The 19,375-nt window shown below is 38.3% G+C and carries 19 protein-coding genes; 4 read left to right on the forward strand and 15 right to left on the reverse strand.

Annotation, left to right across the window (positions count from 1 at the left end):
• Positions 1 to 22: 22 nt before the first annotated feature.
• The 4 genes from ACLIBG_RS00350 to ACLIBG_RS00365 all read right to left on the reverse strand — a co-directional run bounded on the left by ACLIBG_RS00350 (position 23) and on the right by ACLIBG_RS00365 (position 4,841).
• On the reverse strand, positions 23 to 1,129 hold the full coding sequence (locus ACLIBG_RS00350) for a mandelate racemase/muconate lactonizing enzyme family protein (protein WP_439310708.1): 1,107 nt from the start codon (positions 1,127 to 1,129) through the stop codon (positions 23 to 25).
• A gap of 35 nt (positions 1,130 to 1,164) precedes the next feature.
• Entirely contained in the window at positions 1,165 to 2,139 is a 975-nt protein-coding gene (locus ACLIBG_RS00355) for a threonine ammonia-lyase (protein ID WP_439310709.1), read from the reverse strand.
• Positions 2,140 to 2,158: 19 nt separating this feature from the next.
• Positions 2,159 to 3,310: a M20 metallopeptidase family protein gene (locus tag ACLIBG_RS00360; protein ID WP_439310710.1), complete on the reverse strand. Its 1,152-nt coding sequence runs from the start codon at positions 3,308 to 3,310 to the stop codon at positions 2,159 to 2,161.
• Positions 3,311 to 3,443: 133 nt separating this feature from the next.
• The gene (locus tag ACLIBG_RS00365; RefSeq protein ID WP_439310711.1) at positions 3,444 to 4,841 is read right to left on the reverse strand and encodes a YfcC family protein; all 1,398 of its coding nucleotides are present in this window, start codon (positions 4,839 to 4,841) and stop codon (positions 3,444 to 3,446) included.
• A 220-nt stretch (positions 4,842 to 5,061) separates the two neighbouring features.
• Between ACLIBG_RS00365 and ACLIBG_RS00370 the strand changes: the two genes are divergently transcribed.
• On the forward strand, positions 5,062 to 5,853 hold the full coding sequence (locus ACLIBG_RS00370) for an ion transporter (protein WP_439310712.1): 792 nt from the start codon (positions 5,062 to 5,064) through the stop codon (positions 5,851 to 5,853).
• Positions 5,854 to 5,900: 47 nt separating this feature from the next.
• Here the strand turns inward: ACLIBG_RS00370 and csaA are convergent, their stop codons facing one another.
• Positions 5,901 to 6,230 carry a chaperone CsaA gene (gene csaA / locus ACLIBG_RS00375; protein WP_439310713.1) on the reverse strand — a complete coding sequence of 110 codons (330 nt, stop codon included), beginning with the start codon at positions 6,228 to 6,230 and terminating at the stop codon, positions 5,901 to 5,903.
• 363 nt (positions 6,231 to 6,593) lie between these two features.
• Between csaA and ACLIBG_RS00380 the strand changes: the two genes are divergently transcribed.
• Entirely contained in the window at positions 6,594 to 7,826 is a 1,233-nt protein-coding gene (locus ACLIBG_RS00380; protein WP_439310714.1) for a dicarboxylate/amino acid:cation symporter, read from the forward strand.
• 84 nt (positions 7,827 to 7,910) lie between these two features.
• Here ACLIBG_RS00380 and ACLIBG_RS00385 read toward each other — a convergent pair whose 3' ends face one another.
• From ACLIBG_RS00385 to ACLIBG_RS00405, 5 genes are all read right to left on the reverse strand, one after another.
• The gene (locus ACLIBG_RS00385) at positions 7,911 to 8,111 is read right to left on the reverse strand and encodes a cold-shock protein (protein WP_439310715.1); all 201 of its coding nucleotides are present in this window, start codon (positions 8,109 to 8,111) and stop codon (positions 7,911 to 7,913) included.
• Positions 8,112 to 8,923: 812 nt separating this feature from the next.
• Positions 8,924 to 10,267: a cyclic 2,3-diphosphoglycerate synthase gene (locus tag ACLIBG_RS00390; RefSeq protein ID WP_439310716.1), complete on the reverse strand. Its 1,344-nt coding sequence runs from the start codon at positions 10,265 to 10,267 to the stop codon at positions 8,924 to 8,926.
• Positions 10,268 to 10,674: 407 nt separating this feature from the next.
• A complete protein-coding gene (locus ACLIBG_RS00395; RefSeq protein WP_439310717.1) occupies positions 10,675 to 11,088 on the reverse strand; it encodes a hypothetical protein in 414 nt (137 codons plus the stop codon).
• 58 nt (positions 11,089 to 11,146) lie between these two features.
• Positions 11,147 to 11,362, reverse strand: coding sequence for a helix-turn-helix domain-containing protein (locus ACLIBG_RS00400; RefSeq protein ID WP_439310718.1), 216 nt, complete (start codon positions 11,360 to 11,362; stop codon positions 11,147 to 11,149).
• Between the two features lie 9 nt (positions 11,363 to 11,371).
• The gene (locus tag ACLIBG_RS00405; protein WP_439310719.1) at positions 11,372 to 11,851 is read right to left on the reverse strand and encodes a DUF2975 domain-containing protein; all 480 of its coding nucleotides are present in this window, start codon (positions 11,849 to 11,851) and stop codon (positions 11,372 to 11,374) included.
• A gap of 182 nt (positions 11,852 to 12,033) precedes the next feature.
• Between ACLIBG_RS00405 and ACLIBG_RS00410 the strand changes: the two genes are divergently transcribed.
• On the forward strand, positions 12,034 to 12,585 hold the full coding sequence (locus ACLIBG_RS00410; protein ID WP_439310720.1) for a cupin domain-containing protein: 552 nt from the start codon (positions 12,034 to 12,036) through the stop codon (positions 12,583 to 12,585).
• 186 nt (positions 12,586 to 12,771) lie between these two features.
• On the opposite strand, the gene ACLIBG_RS00415 is transcribed toward ACLIBG_RS00410, so the two are convergent.
• From ACLIBG_RS00415 to ACLIBG_RS00425, 3 genes are all read right to left on the reverse strand, one after another.
• Entirely contained in the window at positions 12,772 to 13,008 is a 237-nt protein-coding gene (locus tag ACLIBG_RS00415) for a YetF domain-containing protein (RefSeq protein WP_439310881.1), read from the reverse strand.
• A 200-nt stretch (positions 13,009 to 13,208) separates the two neighbouring features.
• Positions 13,209 to 13,355: a hypothetical protein gene (locus ACLIBG_RS00420; RefSeq protein WP_439310721.1), complete on the reverse strand. Its 147-nt coding sequence runs from the start codon at positions 13,353 to 13,355 to the stop codon at positions 13,209 to 13,211.
• A 118-nt stretch (positions 13,356 to 13,473) separates the two neighbouring features.
• Positions 13,474 to 14,067, reverse strand: coding sequence for a Uma2 family endonuclease (locus ACLIBG_RS00425; protein WP_439310722.1), 594 nt, complete (start codon positions 14,065 to 14,067; stop codon positions 13,474 to 13,476).
• 301 nt (positions 14,068 to 14,368) lie between these two features.
• On the opposite strand from ACLIBG_RS00425, the gene ACLIBG_RS00430 reads away from it, so the two are divergent.
• Complete coding sequence (locus ACLIBG_RS00430) at positions 14,369 to 16,549, forward strand: hypothetical protein (protein ID WP_439310723.1); 2,181 nt, start codon at positions 14,369 to 14,371, stop codon at positions 16,547 to 16,549.
• A gap of 94 nt (positions 16,550 to 16,643) precedes the next feature.
• Here the strand turns inward: ACLIBG_RS00430 and ACLIBG_RS00435 are convergent, their stop codons facing one another.
• Positions 16,644 to 18,527, reverse strand: coding sequence for an ABC transporter permease (locus ACLIBG_RS00435; protein WP_439310724.1), 1,884 nt, complete (start codon positions 18,525 to 18,527; stop codon positions 16,644 to 16,646).
• Positions 18,502 to 19,266, reverse strand: a complete 765-nt coding sequence (locus ACLIBG_RS00440) for an ABC transporter ATP-binding protein (RefSeq protein ID WP_439310725.1) — start codon at positions 19,264 to 19,266, stop codon at positions 18,502 to 18,504. Before ACLIBG_RS00440 ends, ACLIBG_RS00435 begins: the two co-directional genes overlap by 26 nt.
• Positions 19,267 to 19,375 lie beyond the last annotated feature (109 nt).

Consider the following 19,375-nt stretch of genomic DNA (forward strand, 5'->3'; position numbering starts at 1 on the left):
CATCTTTAAAAGAATTTTCCGTTTAATTAACCGTACAATGTAAAATTGCTTTTTCTCTGATCATCGATTCATTCACTTTAATTCCAAGTCCCGGCGTATCCGTTATTTCAAGTGTTCCGTTTATATATTTCGTTTCCGCTACATCTTCTGAAAACATGAGCGGCCCGACCATCTCGTTTGACTCAATGATCGTTTGAGAAAGTGATAAATGAGCTCCTGCCATGGTTCCGATTGCTGATTCCACCATCGAACCAAATTGACAAGGCATCCCGGCCGCTTCCGCTAAATTCGCGAGTGCAAGGGCAGGATATATTCCACCTGTCTTCATTAATTTAATATTCACCATATCCGCTGCACGTAGCTGGATAATATTTAACAGTTCATGAGGGCCATGGATACCTTCATCAGCCATAATATTCACATTCGTCGCTTTTCTGATCTCTGCCAATGAAAGATGATCATTTGCCTTCACCGGTTGTTCATACCATCCAACGTTACAATCTCTCGTTTGATTAATGACGTAAATGGCTTCGGCTGTTTTCCAACCTTGATTTGCATCAACGCGCAACTTAGCTTCAGCTGGTATTGCCTCACGTACGGCACGTATCCGTTTGATATCCGTTTCGGCATCTGTTCCTACTTTTATTTTAATATGGTGATACCCCTCAGAAACAATTTGCTCCGCTTCTTCTGCCATTTTTTCAGGTGATAGAATACTTATCACTTGAGGGATTTGCAGTTCTTTATGGGATCTCCCGCCAATTAACCGATAGACTGGCTGATTGGAGAGCTTGCCCATTAAGTCATACAGCGCAATATCTATCGCCGCTTTTGCCGATGGGGCATCAAGAATTTTTTCATTCATTTTCTGGTGAATGGAATTAATGTTGAACGGATTCTCGCCCATCACAAGGACTGCTAGCTCATTTTTTAAAATCTGAAACGTACTCTCCCATGTTTCACTCGTCACATGCTGATCAGGAACCGCTTCACCCCAACCAACTGTACCATCTTCTGTTTCTATTCGAGTAATAATTGTCGGCATATCGTCATACCGATCATAAGAAACAATAAACGGCTTTTTTAAATCCAATTTTATACCAAAAACTTCTACTTTTATAATTTTCATGAAAACACCTCTTCTATGGAGACTACTTGTCCTTATTATTTATCATCATATTTTTCGGTAAATTGGGCTAAACGATTAACATCTAAATTACTTCCTGTAACAAGTGTCAATACCTTTTTCCCCTTCAAGTCATCAAGAACGCCTTCTTGAAATGCAGCTATTCCTGCCGCGCCTGAACCTTCAATTATATGATGGTGCTCTTTCGCCATCCAGTGGACTGCTTTGGCGACACTTTCTTCTTCTACAAGTACGAAATCATCGACAATATTGAGCACTAAATCTAAATTGCCTTGAGAAATTCCGCCATGAAGCCCTTCTGCATAGGAATCTTTATATTCGACATCAACGAGTTCTCCTGCTTTAAATGAATAATACCAAGGGGGTGATGCATGCGTTTGTACACCAATGACTTTAATAGACGGATTAATCGCTTTGGCAACAAGTGCAACGCCACATAATAAACCGCCGCCACCTGCTGGAACGACAACAGCATCAAAGTCTGGTTCCTGTAAAAACGCTTCAAGGCCAGAAGTTCCTTGGCCAGCAATAATATAGTCATCTTCAAATGCATTGACAAAAACTCTGCCTGTTTCTTCAGCCAATTTGTGCGCATGTTCCTCTGCCTCATCGTAGGTTGCCCCGTATACTTCCAAATCACCGCCAAGTCGTTTAATGCCTTCTCTTTTCGTTGCTGGTGTATTTTCCGGAACGACAATTTTCGCAGAAATATTTTTTAATCCTGCTGCATAGCTTAGACCTTGTGCATGGTTACCGGCTGAGGCTGTAACGACCCCTTTTTGCATTTCTTCGTCGGACAATGAATCCAATTTATTTAGTGCGCCACGGGCTTTAAAGGACCCTGTTTTTTGCAATCCTTCCATTTTCAACCACACATCTGTACCTACATCTTTAGATAGAATATCCGAATAAATCAATGGAGTTTCATTTACTCTTCCTTTCAATCTCTTTCCGGCTATTAAAACATCTTGAAATGTTACTTTTAATGACATGTATAGATTTCCTCCTGCTTTAATTAAAGTTTTTTACAATGTTAATAAATAGTTCGATCGTTGAAGGGAATACATCTTCATCAATATCAAAGCGTGCGTGATGGTGTGGATAAGCACTTTTTTCTCCACCCATCCCTACAAATATAAAGGCTCCCGGTTTTTCCAGTAAGTAGTGGGAAAAGTCTTCTCCACCCATCACTGGATCAAGTGCTTCAAACACATCATTTCCAAATGAATCACGAATGACTTTTTCCACAAACCGGCTTTGCTCTAAATCGTTTATAAGTGGTGGAGTTCCTTCAATATATTTTAGCGTACCCTTTGCATCAAACGTAGAACATATTCCTTCTGTAATTTGTTCCATTTTAGCTCGCATCAGTTGTATTGTTTCCAGATTAAATCCTCTTACTGTCCCATGTAAAGTTGCCGTATTTGGTATAATATTATAGTTTGAACCGGATTCGATTTTACCTACCGTAATCACCTTCGTATGAATCGGGTCTGTTTTCCGGCTTACAATGGATTGTAACCCTTGAATGATATGGGAGCTAATATAGATAGGATCTACCGTATCATGTGGCATGGATCCGTGTCCGCCTGCACCTTCTATTGTGATTTCAAAGTCATCGGTTGATGCCATCATTGGTCCATGCGCTAATCCAATTTTCCCCTTTTCCACTCCTTGCCAAAGATGAACACCAAAAACGGCATCGACATCCTCCAGCACACCTTGGCTTATTAAATAAGCTGCTCCGCTTGGGGTTATTTCCTCGGCTGTTTGAAAGATGAATTTAACGTTATGTTCAATTTCCTCAGAATGCGCTGCCATCCATTCCGCAACAGCGAGTAGTACAGCCGTATGCCCATCATGCCCACACGCATGCGTTACACCGGGGTTTTTTGATATATATTCTTTATCCCCTTCTTCTGTCAATGGCAACGCATCTATATCTGCACGTAAAGCAATAGTCTTAGCGCCTTTTGTTCCTTTTAGATAGCCAATAACACTGGGGCGCTCATAATTTAATATATCAATTCCTAGCTTTTCCAACCTTGTTCGAATGTAGTTTGAAGTTTCAAACTCTTTCCAAGATAATTCAGGATGTTGATGCAAATGACGTCGATCTTTAATCGCTTGATCAGAAAGCTGCTCTAACGTTTTTGGTTGCATAATATACACCGCCATTTCTTAAGATAACATTTTATAAGATCTTTTTTCACCATTACAAACAATGCAACTGCAACAACGGATAATTAGCACCATTGTTGCAGTATTAGTTTATCCCTATTTTACTATTCTTTCATCAAAAGATAAATAAATGAGCAATAGTGACGAAAATAGCCCCTAATGTGTATTGGATTAAAATAAGCGGCCATACCCAACGAACCCACTTTGTCCAAGAAATTCCAGCGGCTGCAAGGCCTGCCATAAAGTAACCAGATGTCGGGGTAAATATGTTGGAAATCCCATCCCCGAACTGGTAAGCCAATACAGCTGTTTGTCTGCTAACACCTACTAAATCAGCCAGTGGTGTCATAATTGGCATACTTAATGCAGCTTGCCCACTACCAGATGGTACGATAAAGTTTAATAATGCTTGCGCAACATACATCCCGATAGCGGAAAAGCTGGATGGAAGTCCACTTACCACGCTAGCAAGACCGTGTAAAATAGTATCTAGAATATTACCATTCTGCAAAACTACGAGAATTGCATAAGCAAAACCAACAACAAGTGCTCCTAATACAAGTACGCGGCACCCTTCAACAAAGGATTCCGCAATATCATCAAGAGACATTTTTCCAACAATCCCCATCACAATACCCATTAATAAAAATAGTCCTGCAATTTCTTTAATATACCATCCATATTGCATTACACCGAATGCTAACCCGAAAACAGTGAGAATTAATACACCAAGGATTATTCCTTGTCGAGTCGTTATCGAATCTTGGTCTGTATTAACTTCTACTTCGCGGGCTTGGTCTTCTTCATAAACAAGGCTTTTCGTTGGATCTTTTTTTACCTTATGAGCATATCTCATTACATACGCAATACTTACACCAACAAAAATAACCCAAAACACCATCCGAGTAGCAAATCCGGAATAAATCGGTAATTCAGCAATTCCTTGTGCTACACCAACTGTAAACGGATTCATAAATGCTGCAGAAAATCCGGCTGATGCACCTGCAAGCACAATACCTACACCGGTTAAAGAATCATACCCAAGCATTAAAGCGAGCGGAGTAATGATCATAATGTATGGAATCGTTTCTTCAGCAAGCCCAAAAATAGCGCCTCCCAGAGCGAAAAAGATCATTAATACCGGTATTAAATATAATTCCTTCCCATTCATCTTTTTTGAAATACTACTAATGGCACCATCCATTGCTTTTGTCGCCCGAAATATGCCAAAAGCTCCACCAATAATAAAGATAAAGAAAATAATACCTGCTCCGTCAACCATCCCTTGGTGAAGGGCTTGAAATACTTCAAAAAAGCCTGTTGGACTTGAGTCGATTGCACCATACGTACCTTCAACAACAATCGTTCTCCCGTCTTCATTCTCGACCCTATCGTATTCACCTGCTGGAACAACGTATGTAGCAACTGCAGCTAAAACTATTAATGCAAATATAATGACGTAAACGTGTGGCACTTTAAACCTTTTCTTATTTTGTTCGCTGGTTGATTCCATTTAACTTCCTCCCTTTTAACATGTTCCAATCTTATAAACATTAATAAAATTGGTTACCTTATTGTACACCAAAATTCCTTTTTAGACAATTCAATATATTAATACATTTTCCAGAATATTTGCGACTAAGCGCATAATGTTGCACAAAATTAACTTTTATTTTTAGATGACATTTACCACTGGAGAAAGTAAAATAACGTAGAGGGGGCAATGCGGAAAAATGAATAAGTGGAAATCATATTGTCCATATTTATCACAACATCCTGTTTTTATGAACACGATAATTTTCTTAATTATCATCAATGCTATCTTAGTAGGTTTAGAAACATATCCTTTTATTGCCGATCGTTTCGCTTTTTGGATCGTTTTTCTCGATCAGATTTTGCTCTGGATTTTTACGATTGAAATAGTCATTCGCCTCATCGCCAGTAAATCAATCGGTTCTTTTTTCAAAGACCCTTGGAATCTGTTTGATTTTATCATTATCGTAAGTGGACATATATTAATTGGTGCCTATTATGTTACTGTTTTAAGGTTATTAAGAGTATTACGGGTCTTGCGGGCAATATCCATAATACCTTCCTTGCGCCGGATGGTAAATGCTCTCCTACTCACTATCCCTTCCATGGGCACGATTTTTTTGCTTCTCGGTTTGTTTTTTTACATTTATGGGGTAATGGGCACGTTTTTATTTAGATCGATTGCTCCTGCATATTTTGGTACCCTTCATGATTCCTTACTGACGTTATTCCAAGTCGTAACGCTTGAGTCGTGGGCAAGTGGTGTAATGCGTCCTATATTAGCAGAGGACCCTACATCATGGTGGTTTTTTGTGACGTTTATTTTAATTGGAACTTTTGTTATCTTCAACTTGTTCGTTGGGGTTATCGTAAATAATGTAGAGGAAGCAAATCAAGAGGGCCAGCCTTCACCAACCGATTTAAAGCTGGAAAAAATGCAAAAAGAACTCGAAGAAATTAAGCAGATGCTGAGAAATCCAGACAGAGAGTAACATTCTGCTGTCGATAATAGCGCTTCTGTTTATCGACAGCCAAAATGTTATGAGATGCGCGTACCGTTTGCTGTCTTTTCATCAGGACTTAACAAAATAACATCACCGTCTTCAGGAACCCCGCCCAATACAAGTACTTCAGATTTATATCCAGCTATACGCATTGGGGGAAAATTAACAACTGCAGCTATTTGTCGTCCAATCAATTGATCCGGCTCATATCTTCGAGTTATTTGTGCTGATGATTGTTTAATTCCAAGCTCGCCGAAATCAATTTCTAATTTAATCGCCGGTTTACGTGCCTCCGGAAAAGGCTCTGCTTTTATAATTGTGCCGACTCGCATATCAATATTCAAAAATTCTTCAAAGGTTGGCATGAAAAGTTCCTCCTACTTATGCATTGTATTGGATACAACATATCATATTTCACACGAATTTTACCAATTAAGCAACACTTTAAAATATAGAGCATAATATTTATATGGCAGAAGCAGTTTCCATCATAACAATTACATCAAGTGACCAATAGCTTAAGCAATAACGCACTGCTCTCAAAAAGGCATCTCGATTTCTAGTTTTGCTTCGCTGTGCATTTATCATTAAGGTTTTTAAAAAAAGACGATTCGTTTGGTTGATTAAACAAACGGGTAACATGGTATGATGGAGACACCCTTATTCAATTCAGGTGTAAATATATAAATAAACCTACTTATATTAAAAAATAGTCTGGGAGCGTTATGATGAAATTATGGAAGAAATATAAAAACAGTTCACTCGTTCTAAAAATGTCCATTGGTTTTATATTAGGTATAGTGGCAGGAGTTATATTTGGTGAAAAGGCAGGAATAATTAATCCGCTTGGAACACTGCTTATTCATTTGCTCAGCTTAATTGCTATTCCAGTCATTTTTTTAACCGTCGTATTGGCTGTGGATCAAATGAAGATTGCCCAGCTGGGGAAATTGGGAAGTAAATTGGTACTATACTATATGGTCACAACAGCTGCCGCCGTGTTAATCGGTCTTGCACTAGCTTTCACTATAAATCCCGGTGAAAATTTAACCTTGCCTAATACCCGAGTCGAACAACCGGAAATACCACAGGTTTCAGATGTGCTATTGCAAATTGTACCTAAAAATATATTTGCTGCTTTTTCCGCCGGTGATTTAATGGCGATTTTATTCGTTGCTGTTATAATCGGAACAGCTATATCAACGATGAAGTTTTCCAAAGAAGAGAAGATGCAGGAATATGGTCAGTTACTCGACCATGTTTTTAAGGCATTGAATGAAATGTTTTATAAAATACTGGGCGGAATTTTATTGTATGCACCGATTGGGGTATTTGCAATAAGCGCATCAACCTTTGGTAGCCAAGGCTGGGATACATTTCAGTCATTATTAACATTTACTGCTGTGTTTTATATTGGTATTATTCTTCTTTGGTTAATTGTTTACACAAGCTTTTTAAAATTTTCGGGCAGATCGATCGTTTCTTTTTTCAAGCAAACAAAAGAAGCATACACAACAGCCTTTTTCACATCTAGTAGCATCGCTTCATTACCGGTTGCGATTAATGCAGCAAAAAAAGCTGGGGTATCCGAACACACCGCTAATTTCTCCTTGCCGCTTGGCGCTGTATTTAACTCTGACGGCGGCGCATTAAGAATGGGAGCCTCCATTATTTTTGCGGCGAATATTACTGGACTAGATTTATCCATTAGTGATTTGATTATTATCGTTGTAATCGGTACGTTACTCTCCGTCGGAACTGCTGGAGTGCCAGCGGCTGGACTTGTAACTTTATCGGCAGTTCTATCCATGTTTGGCCTGCCTCTGGAAATTGTTGCATTAATTGCCGGTGTTGACGCAATTATTGGTATGGGCGGGACGGCTTCTAATGTGATAGGCGATATTGTCGGAGCTGCTGTTGTGGACAAACCAAGTCCAAAACAAGCAAAGAGCACGGTATAATACGCAAAGTCTTAGTAGGTACCAGATTTGAAATAATTTAAAAAAAGCGCCAGACTCTTAAAAATAGAGTCTGACGCTTTTTAATTATGCTTTTTGAACATTTGTTGCTTGTGGTCCGCGTTGACCTTCTTCGATATCAAAAGTTACGCTTTGTCCTTCGTCCAATGTTTTGAACCCTTCACTTTGGATAGCAGAGAAATGTACGAATACATCGTCTCCATCTTCACGCTCGATAAACCCAAATCCTTTGTCTGCATTAAACCATTTTACTGAACCTTGCTCCATTAAAAATTCCTCCTAGTGTGATGTTCACACAATGTATTACTATCCCTGTCCAAAGTGATCTTTAAGGAAAAGGTATGCACGCATTCCTTCACATTGTAAATTCCATGGCTATCGCCAGGCTCTCCAAGCGATTACCTTAGTCGCACTTATACTGATGTTTAAGGGTATTTCCTTTCTTAATCAGCCGAACAACAATAATTAATTACTACTATACCAGTGATACAGAAAAAAAGCAAATAATCATGAACGTTTTTTTAACCATAGAATTATAGGACGTTAAAAATCTTAAAATAGCCTAACGACAGATTCGAAACAATCGCCCAACTCTGCTAGGACGCAACATGAATATTACGCACGAAATGAAACCGAAAAATAATATGGACGAATAGTAAATGTCTTCGTAAGAAAAGCGCAAGCGCCCTGCTTAGAAACGTAGCGACTGCGCCAGCTCATAGCTGGTGGTTCGATGTCGTCACGCAAAGTGGCGGTTTTAATCGAACATTCCAATATGCTCTGAGATAAAGGAATCATGCCCCTGCAAAAGGGGTATGCCAACGTTGCCCGCAAAGGGCGTATTTAGTTGGCCCTCCCTTACCTGAGCGAATCGATGATGACTTTCACCCAAGGGCATAAGGGCGACTAAGCCTCTGTCTAAAGCCAATCGGCAAGTCTTCTTTATCGTAAGGCGCTGCGGGAAGTCGCCTAGTTTCTGGGAGCTTAAGCTAGACAGCTATTCGCAAAACTTTTATACTTCCTTATCTTTAAATAAAAGCTGTCGAGTGAATAGTGCGTCTCGACAGCCAGTTTATTGTTTATTTTTGTAAGTTATGTTTTTTAATAAATTTACTTAGAACTTCTTCCAAATTTGGTTTACCCGTTTCTTCCAGATCGTAATGCACTCTCGTACAAGGTTTATTAATGTTAATGATTCTTGTTAAATCCATTGGTGTTCCAATAATGACCGTATCACAGTCTGTCTGGTTGATTGTGTCCTCCAGATCTTTCAATTGCTGTTCACCGTATCCCATAGCTGGAAGGACTTGACCGATATCTTGATAGATTTCAAATGTTTCGGTTAACTTACCGACCGTATACGGACGCGGATCGACAAATTCTTTTGCACCGAGGCGTTCTGCAGCAACGGTTCCCGCTCCTATTTTCATCTCACCATGTGTTAAAGTCGGGCCATCCTCAACAACCAACACGCGCTTTCCTTCAATTAGTTCTGGTTTATCCACTGTAATTTTCGATTCGGCCTTCATAATCGTCGCACCTGGATTTGCTTTTTTAATATTTTCTTCCACGATTTTAATTGATTTCTCGTCTGCACTATCAATTTTATTAATAATCGCAACATCGGCTGTTCTTAAACTTACTTCACCCGGATAATAGCCTAATTCATGGCCGGGTCGATGTGGATCCAAAACGGTAAAAGCCAAATCAGTTTCATAGAATGAAAAGTCGTTGTTTCCCCCATCCCAAAGGATCACATCACAGCCATCGGGATCGTTTTCAGCAGCTCTTAAAATTGCTTCATAATCGACTCCAGCATAAATAATATTGCCACGTTCCACATGCGGCTCGTATTCTTCCATCTCTTCAATCGTGCACTCGTGTTTCTTTAAATCTTCCACCGTTGCAAATCGTTGTACACGCTGTGCTGCTAAATCACCATATGGCATTGGATGTCTGACAGCAACTACCTTTAAGTCATGTTCCATTAACGTTTCAATGATTTTTCTTGATGTTTGGCTTTTTCCAGTTCCTGTACGCACCGCACAAACAGAAATAACCGGCTTATTACTCTTAATCATCGTATTTTTCGGTCCCAATAATGTGAAGTCAGCACCTGCTGCATTGACGATTGCACTAACACCCATTACTTCATTATAAGTTATATCACTATACGCAAAAGCACATTCATCCACGTCTAATTCATGCAACAATTCCGTTAATTGGTCTTGGGAATAAATCGGAATCCCCTCTGGATACAATTCTCCTGCTAATTCTGCCGGATAACGGCGACCATCAATATCTGGAATTTGTGTTGCTGTAAATGCTACCACATTATAATTCTCATTATCCCGGTAATATGTATTAAAATTATGAAAGTCTCTGCCTGCCGCCCCAATAATAATCACATTTTTTCTTTTCATTTGACTCTCTCCTACTATTCCAGTTGTTTTAAAGCATGAACTTATTTTATCTCATATCCTCTCTCTTGTACAGTATTTTTATAAATTTTTTTGTATTTTTATTAGTTTTTTTATACATTCGAACAGAATAAAGAAATAGACACCGAAAAACAAATTAGACAAAGAGACTAACTGATTATCCACAATAAGTACAATCATTGAAGTTAGGCAATCGTTGTTTTCACAATACATATTAATGAATATTAATTAGCTTTTACGTATAAAATGAGAGAGATGGATTAGTGTACTATTAAACTTAATCGAGGAGGCATTTTTTATACAATGAGGCATCTTTTATGGAGAAGATTTTTAAATAAACTTTTACATCCTTCCCTCTTCTGTACTACTATCAATGTAAAATGCGTTATTTACATTATTATTTCCCTTAGCTTGTTTGTCGCTTGAGAACTAACATAATACAACTTCTTTTCATGACCAACATACATCAATACACTTTCTTCTCCTTCATCACCGAGTATCAAGTGGAGTAAATGTGTACCGCCATCTTCATATTGAACTAAAATATCGTAATCGGGTTTTACGTTATTGACACCTATTCTTTTTCTTGTAGCACGCTTCATCACTTCTTCAAAACCGGATACACCTTCTTGTTTATCCAAGGATATAAAAAAATTGTCATTAATACTTCCGTATCCCTCTGACTTAGAAATAGAAATTTGTGTAATCGTATCTAAAATGGTCATCTCTTCTTCTGAAGATTGGCAACTACTTAAAACAATATGTGTTAAAAAAAGACTTACTGCAAAGAACCGTATATACACTATGTATCTCCTCCGTTGCATGCTTCGATTGATTGTTTCACCTTTAACCCAATACTTTTTAATTGTCCGAATTATGCTCGTACTCTAAAATATCACCAGGCTGACAATCCAACGCTTTGCATATAGCTTCCAAAGTGGAGAACCTGATTGCTTTTGCTTTTCCATTTTTCAAAATAGATAAATTAGCCATCGTAATACCAACGCGTTCCGAAAGCTCCGTCACACTCATTTTCCTTTTGGCCAACATAACATCGATATTTACTATGATTGCCACATGATCACCTCAGACTGTTAAGTCATTTTCAGATTTTATTCTAAGTGCACTTTCTAATAACTCCTGCAATACAGCAGCAAATATTAAAATAATAAAAGTCGCAAACAGGATAACGAAACCGACAATAGCAATACTTGGATGCAAGGCTCCCTGTATTCCAATATAAATTATTCCGATGACATACAGTAAGATGATAGCAACCGCACAATATTTTATACGATTTAACGCCGTTATCGACACCTCGGAAAAAGCATGGTTCCCATTGATGTATTTAAGAAGATTTAACGCTTGATACAATGCAAAGAAAAACGGGACCAACGTCACGTATAGCCCAAATAAAATCGGATATTGCAAGTAAGCAAATTCCGGATACATATTCGCTGTATTGTTTGCCAGAGACGGCAGGAAGAACAAACATAAAATAAGTGTCACCAACCCAATAATAAAAACAGTTATCTTTAAAAAAGTAATTGACCCTCGTTGTTTCATAAAAATAATCACCCCACATATGTATTACATTTTATTTTACAACGTTTATTATCGAATATCAATAATTATTTATCTATTATCAATGCATTAATGCAAAATGTTTACACACGAGCGGAACAAATGTACATTCTTTCAATTCTTGCATAAGATGATTCTGCAAATCTTTTAAGGAGATGTTTAAAATGTATAATCAGCCTAATATGTATGCATGCCCTTATTACGTGGGCACACCAGTATGCCTATGTGGAATGATTCCCAGAACATACTACGATCATGTATACTATCATTCTTCCAATGTTTATGATGATAACAGAGCGAAGTTAAAAGACCATGGGAAAGAACCGTTTGTCATTAATATCGAAAATGCTGCTGAAGAAAACGAAACCTTTCGTACCGCAATTTGGACTGGGAAGAATTTGCAAGTAACAGTGATGAGTATTCGTCCAAGTGAGGATGTCGGGTTGGAGGTCCATCCTAATGTCGATCAATTTTTGCGAATCGAAGAAGGGCATGGGATTGTTCAAATGGGGAATGTGAGAGATAACTTATATTTTGAGAGGTATGTCTATGAAGATGACGCGATTATGGTGCCGGCCGGAATTTGGCATAATGTAACGAATACAGGAAATGAACAATTAAAATTATACACCATTTATGCACCGCCTGAACATCCTTATGGGACGGTTCATAAGACAAAAGCAGAGGCAATAGCTGCTGAATCAAACCATTATTAACAAATCGTTTATTAACAAAAGTATTCCTTTAGTATCTTAATACACAATCGATCCAACATTGATAGGGATGGCAGATTCGATAGGAAAAGTCGCTATCCCTCGCTTTTGTTTAAGATATTAAGAAATATAAATAGAACTGCTAAACGGCTTTATAGATGACAAGATAAAATATTGTTCATTTTTCTATTAAGGTTCATTTTTGCCTTCATACTTATTTGTTTTTAATTCCTTAAATAAATTATTATTTTGAGACCCATTTAAATTTGTTTTCGGAAAATTACCGCCCGCTAATGTATTCTTGATTGCTGCTATCTCATTGATTAACGTATTATAATCTTCTTTTGTTAATGGCTTTTTATTTTCCTTCAATTCGTATCCAAGCTGGCCGCTAACTTCAATCGTAGCATATTGAACATCATCAATAGATGAGACACCGGATTGTCTTAAACGAGTTTCAAGTTTTCTATTTGCAGTTTTCCACTTTCTATTACTATCACTGCTTTACCGGTGGATATCGTTTCCATGAAATCAAACTTTAACTCCAAATACTCCGTTACTATCATTAGAATGGTTATGAGTAATGCTACACCAAATGTAACGAATAATCCTTTTCCTGATACAGGCTATATTAATAATGAACCGATTCCAATCATGACGATCACTTGAGTAATTGTCATTTGCGATATGGATTTTCTGCCGCCAAATCTTAAAATAAATTTACCGATATAAAAAATGAGGATTGTTTGCCATATCCAATGAAATTCGTCCACTTTAACGCACCTGTCCTTCGTATATGTATAACAATATATCATTTAAACTGTGCTGTTTTACAAAAATCATACACCGAAGTTTACTACCGTACAGACGAGAGATGGCTTAACAATAATATTAACCATCCTTTATGTCAGGTATATTGTTCATTACAGCATCCATCGTAAAGGAGACGCAAGTAATAGTTGGAGATGTAATATGCTCATCTCCTTGAAAAATATTTGTCATTTCGTACCGATCCTCTGATAGAACATATTGTTCGAGCGTTCCGGAAGCGGGGTCAACAATCCAATATTCCGGAATATGGAACGCAGCGTACGTCTTTATTTTATCAATCTTATCTCGTTTTAAAGTGGAAGGGGAAAGAACTTCAATAACTAGATCTGGTGCGCCTTCTATACCACGTTGCGTTAATATACCAACTCGTTTACGATGCACCAGAGCGATATCTGGTTGGCGTACGTTTGTAGAAGATAAAATGACATCAATCGGGGCGAAAAAAATGAAGTAATCCTGTTTACAGCTTAATGAAATTTGATCATCTATTTCAGCAATGACTAACTGATGAATTGTTGAAGGAGAGGGACTCATTAATTCAAGCTTTGCCTGTACGAGTTCATACCGATTTTGATCATCGAGAGTTGCATAATCGTTATAAGTAAGATTGTTTTCCTTTAAAATATCTTTATTACAGCGATCTTTCTTATCCATTGGTGGAAACCTCCTTTGCATCAGCCTATCATATCATTAATTCGCTCACTATTAATTGGTCTGAATTTTCCATCTCCATTAATAGTTTGAAGAATTCTACTATAATAAGCTCGATGAGAAACCTTTTTTCAGAATGTACCATTGTTAAAGAAGCATTATCTCGCCATTTGAATCAACATAAGAAGTTGAGATGTCCTAGATTTTTCTTATCGTAGTTGCTATAATCAACGTAGCAAAATACGCTTAGCACTCATGTTTAGTAAAGACTGTTTTCGCAGAAATTTAGGTGGTGGGTCATTCGATGAAACACATTCTTAGAAACGTTGTGCGTTGGATAAAAATACGTTTATCGCATATTCCCGAGCGTGACAATTATTTTAGCGCTTGGGTCATTTTTATCCTTTGGGTGGCTACGACGATAACTGCTATTACTCTTGCAGCCGGCAACCCGACGGGAGCTAGCCTAATCTCATATGTTATAGATTTGGGTAAGGCAGTTGGTCTCAACCTCTTTCTGTTTCCTATTGTAACACTCGTATTGAGTGCTTTATTTGCATGCCTTTATTTACCTATCCCTCGCCTTTGTACGGGGAGTTTTATATATACTGTCATTGTCCACATCACCATTTTAATTTGTGCGAATAGTGGTACTCTATTTTCTTATATGGTTGGCATTGGGTACAGTACAGCTGTATTGCTTATTGGAATCCTTTTGATCATGCTTATGCATAAAAAAGTCGGTCGGGTTAGCCTATTAGTAATGCTTGCCCTTATAGTCATTGTGAATTATATGTATCTATCAACAGATACCTTTGACAGTCAACACACCTTACAAATGGATACGGAAGACGCTACCCCGATTATGGAGGAAAATCCTGCTGAGCCTGGCAATTATGATTATACGTTTTTTACGTATGGGAGCGGAGAAGACTTGCATCGTGAAACGTTTGGACATGAAGTTAGTGAGGTGACAAGATCCGTAGATGCGTCCCATTGGATCACAAAATGGGATGAAAAAAGAAAGGATTTCTGGGGGTTTGATCCATCGAATTTCCCTATCAACGGAAGAGCTTGGCTCCCGGAAGGTGATGGACCTTTTCCTATCATTCTAATGGTCCATGGAAATCATACGATGGAGAATTTTTCAACAAGCGGGTACGACTACTTAGGTGAATTGCTTGCTAGCAGAGGATTTATTGCAATATCCGTAGACGAGGACTTTGTTAATTATTCAAATGTATCCGGAAGCCCTAATGATAATTATAAATTACGCGCATGGCTTATTTTACAGCATATCGCTGAACTGCAGCATATGAATCTATCTCCGGAAAATGCATTATATAAAAAAATAGATTTTGATCAAGTTGCTTTCATGGGCCATTCAAGAGGTGGACAAGCAGCGCTTATGGCAGCTGATTATACGACCTTTTTTGAGGATGAATCATTGCTGGAAAGCATGGATGCAATTACGATAAAGGGTGTCATTGCCATTGCCCCAACAGATAAAACGATTGATGGAAAAAAGCCGCACTTGCATAACATTTCCTGTTTGCTGCTAGGTGGAGCACGGGATGCGGATGTGAGTGACTTTCGAGGAAATGAGCAGTTTTATCGGTCTACTTTTGATACAGTAGATGATGGATTCAAGACAACACTTTATATTGCAGATGCAAACCATACTCAGTTTAACACCAGTTGGGGAAAAATGGATCTGAGCATTCCAAGGGGCCTGTTTTTAAATCAGAGACAGACGATGAGCTCTGAAGACCAACAACAAATTACTAAAGTATACATGGCGTCATTTTTGGAAAGTGTATTTCACAATAAGCAATCTTATAACAAACTATTCGAAGATTACAGGTACGGGAGCAAGTGGCTTCCGGATACGACGTTAGTGAATAAATATCGCGACGCCGCGTATACGCCAATCATTCAGTTTCAACAAGATAAAAACGAAACGATAGATTTGGAAGGCTTTAAAAAGTGGGAAGTGAAAACACCAGAAGACAGACGTGGTAATGATCATCTTACCGATGCGCTACTGCTCGAATGGGATACCGATGCCACCTATACGGTCGATCTGTCAAACGAAGATCTAATCACATATTCACATCGACTACCTGAACAATTCGTACTGACTATGGCAAACATGGATAGTGAAGCAGATGGTGAGCGTGTGCCTGACATCGAAGTAGAAATCGAAACAATGGAAGGGGTACGTGTCCAGCTTCCACTAGATGAATTCCTTCCTTTTCCGCCGGTTATTTCTACTAATTACACTATTTTTGGCCTATTCGAAAATACATTTCGAGACGGAAAATATGAGCCTTCATGGGAGCCGATTTTTCAAACGTTCCCAATTCCCATCGAAGCGTTCGAAAAACATGATACTGCATTTGACGGGAAAAACATCAAAAAACTAACATTGCATTTTAAAACGCCTCCCGGAAAGATATTCGTAAAAGAAATTGGAGTACGGTGATGTGCGGGATGAAGTCGGCTGTCATTGAATCATTATACAGAAAACATCTTCCGTTACGAAAAAACAGACATGAACGATATCATGTCTGTTTTTTCTATAGTGAACTTTTTACTTGTTTGATATATACAAAACGAACGATTATAAAGTAAATCACTTGTATAATGAAGAAACTTCCGAGAACCATACTTGCTTCTTTTACAAGATTATAATCAAATAAATGGGAAAGAGCGGTTAGAGCAACAGCACCATGCACTAACGCAACAACAATCGGTGCAAAAAATAACAGAGCTGTTTGCCGTGTAATAACCTTTTTCAATTCTTTATCCGTAAGTCCCATTTTAGCAATGGATGCAAATTTACTTTTATCATCATCAAGGTCTGTAAATAATCTAAAATATAAGAAACTCCCTGCTGATGCGAAGAATACGATACCGATAAACAAACCGATAAACAATACAGGCCCAAACATCTTGTTAATCGTGTAAATGGTGTAATCATTCGCTTGGAAATTAAAGGTTTCTATTTCATCCCTTAAAGTTTCACCAGCTTGAATCAATTTTTCATCCTGACCTCCAGCCGCTTTCCAAACCGTATTCTTTTCTGTTCGTGAAGGTTCAGGTAGCTGTTGATACGTCGCATCTGAAACAACATAATAACCATACATTTCAGGTAATACAGTGCCATCAATAATTTCTTTTAATGTCAGTTGTTCATCATTTTTAAGCTGTACAGGCTGATCTGTGAAATTATCCTGAACATATCCTTCCATTATTGCATCATTCTGTTTAACACCAATGATTTCGTTATGTTCCAGATGAATGGGATTTTTACCTAATAGCTTAGCGAAGTCATTATACATCGTTTCACTCGCAATCAGGACTTCTTCACCATCCCCCATATTATAATATTCCATCTCAACCGATTCCTGTTTTGCCTCAATGCCTCGCTCTTCAAGTTCTTGATTAACCGTTTCAATATCCTGACTTGCTTCATCACTTGCATCCTCATCTTCCACATAAGTAAACGTATAAGGATTGGCCTCTTTCATCCCGCCTGTTAAATACGTCTGAAAGCCAAATAAAGCGCCAATCGCACTAAACGCTACCGTTGAAATAATCGCAACCATAAAAAAAGTGCGTGCATTATCTTTCATACGGAACGCTAAATCAGAAAACAGAATCATATTCGTCTTTTTCCAAAACAGCAGCTTTCGTCTTTTTAAGAAATTAATTGTAAATACGCTTAACTGCGTAAATAAAAAGTAGGTACCGATAGTAACTACAACAATAACCGGGATCATCACGATAACAACCGTTACCCCTTTTGCGAGTAAAGCTGTAACATAACCCGCGGCCAATAATAATACAGCAATGATCGTCAGAAAAATAGATGCTTTTGGTTCTTTTTTAGGCTGTTGATCCGCTTTAATCAGTTCCACTAATTTTTTGGAACGAAGGATAAACGTCACAAAAAATGAAATAACTAAAAACAATAGCGTAAATGAGAGAAGAGTGATGATGATCGCCCATAGCGGGAAATAAAAATATAAGGATTCCTCTATTACTAATACATTTTCGGCAATCAATAAAATTAACTTCGCAAATAATGTGCCAATTCCAATCCCGATAACCGTCGCAATGACACCAATAAACATGTTTTCGAGAAACACCATGAAACGGATTTGCCTTATTGACATACCTTGCATCATAAGCAATCCAAATTCTTTCTTACGCGATTGTAAAAAAGAGCCCATGGAATAAAGCACAAAGAAGAATGAAAACAAGTAGATAATCCCGCCGGCAACACCCATCCCAAACAAAGCATTTCCATCCACATCACCTTCACCAAATGCCGGGTGAAATGCAAACATCGCAAACGTAAAAAATATCATAACGGTAAACAAACTGCTTAAAAAATAGGCGGCATATAGGCGCTTGTTCCGGAGTACATTATTAATCACGAACCGACGAAAAGTCATGGTCATCCCCTCCTAATAAGGAGAGTGTATCAATGATTTTCTGGAAAAAGGCTTTCTGGTTGTCTCCTTGGTGAATTTCTGAATAAAACTTTCCATCCCGAATAAAAATAACCCGATCACAATAGCTTGCTGCTTGTGGGTCATGCGTAACGAGCAGCATGGTTGCTTTTTCCTGCTGATTCAATTTTACAAGCATTTCCATTACATCTTTAGACGATTTGGAGTCTAAATTTCCTGTCGGTTCATCTGCAAGCAGAAGCTTCGGACGATGAATCATTGCACGTGCAACAGCTGCACGTTGCGATTGGCCACCCGATATTTCGTATGTCCGCTTGTTCATAATTTCAGAAATCCCTAATGTGCTGGCAATTGCTTCTGCTTTTTCTTCCATTTCTTTCACTCGCTTGCCGTCTAATGTTAACGGAAGAACAATATTTTCTTTGACCGTTAACGTGCTTAGTAAATTATAATCCTGGAAAACAAAACCGAGTGAGCGCCGGCGAAATTTAGCCAATTGATTACGATGGAGTTGATAAGGATTGTCCCCTTCAATCAGGACGGTTCCTGTTGTTGGCTCATCAATTGTTGCAATCAGATTTAAGAGGGTTGTTTTACCACTGCCAGACGGTCCCATCACCCCGACAAATTCACCTCTCTCTACTTCTAAATTGATATCTGTCAATGCACGGTAAGCTATCTTACCTTCATAAACTTTACTCACTTGTTTTACCTCAAGCATAAAAATTCCCCTTTCAAATAAAAGCGCAAGCATACGTACAAGCTAAAAACAGAATATTCTAGTTCTCCAAATTACCCGTCCTACAGAAACTAGGGGGTCTTTGAAAAGC

The organism is Virgibacillus sp. W0181 (assembly GCF_051846915.1).
Taxonomy (GTDB): domain Bacteria; phylum Bacillota; class Bacilli; order Bacillales; family Amphibacillaceae; genus JBPYCR01.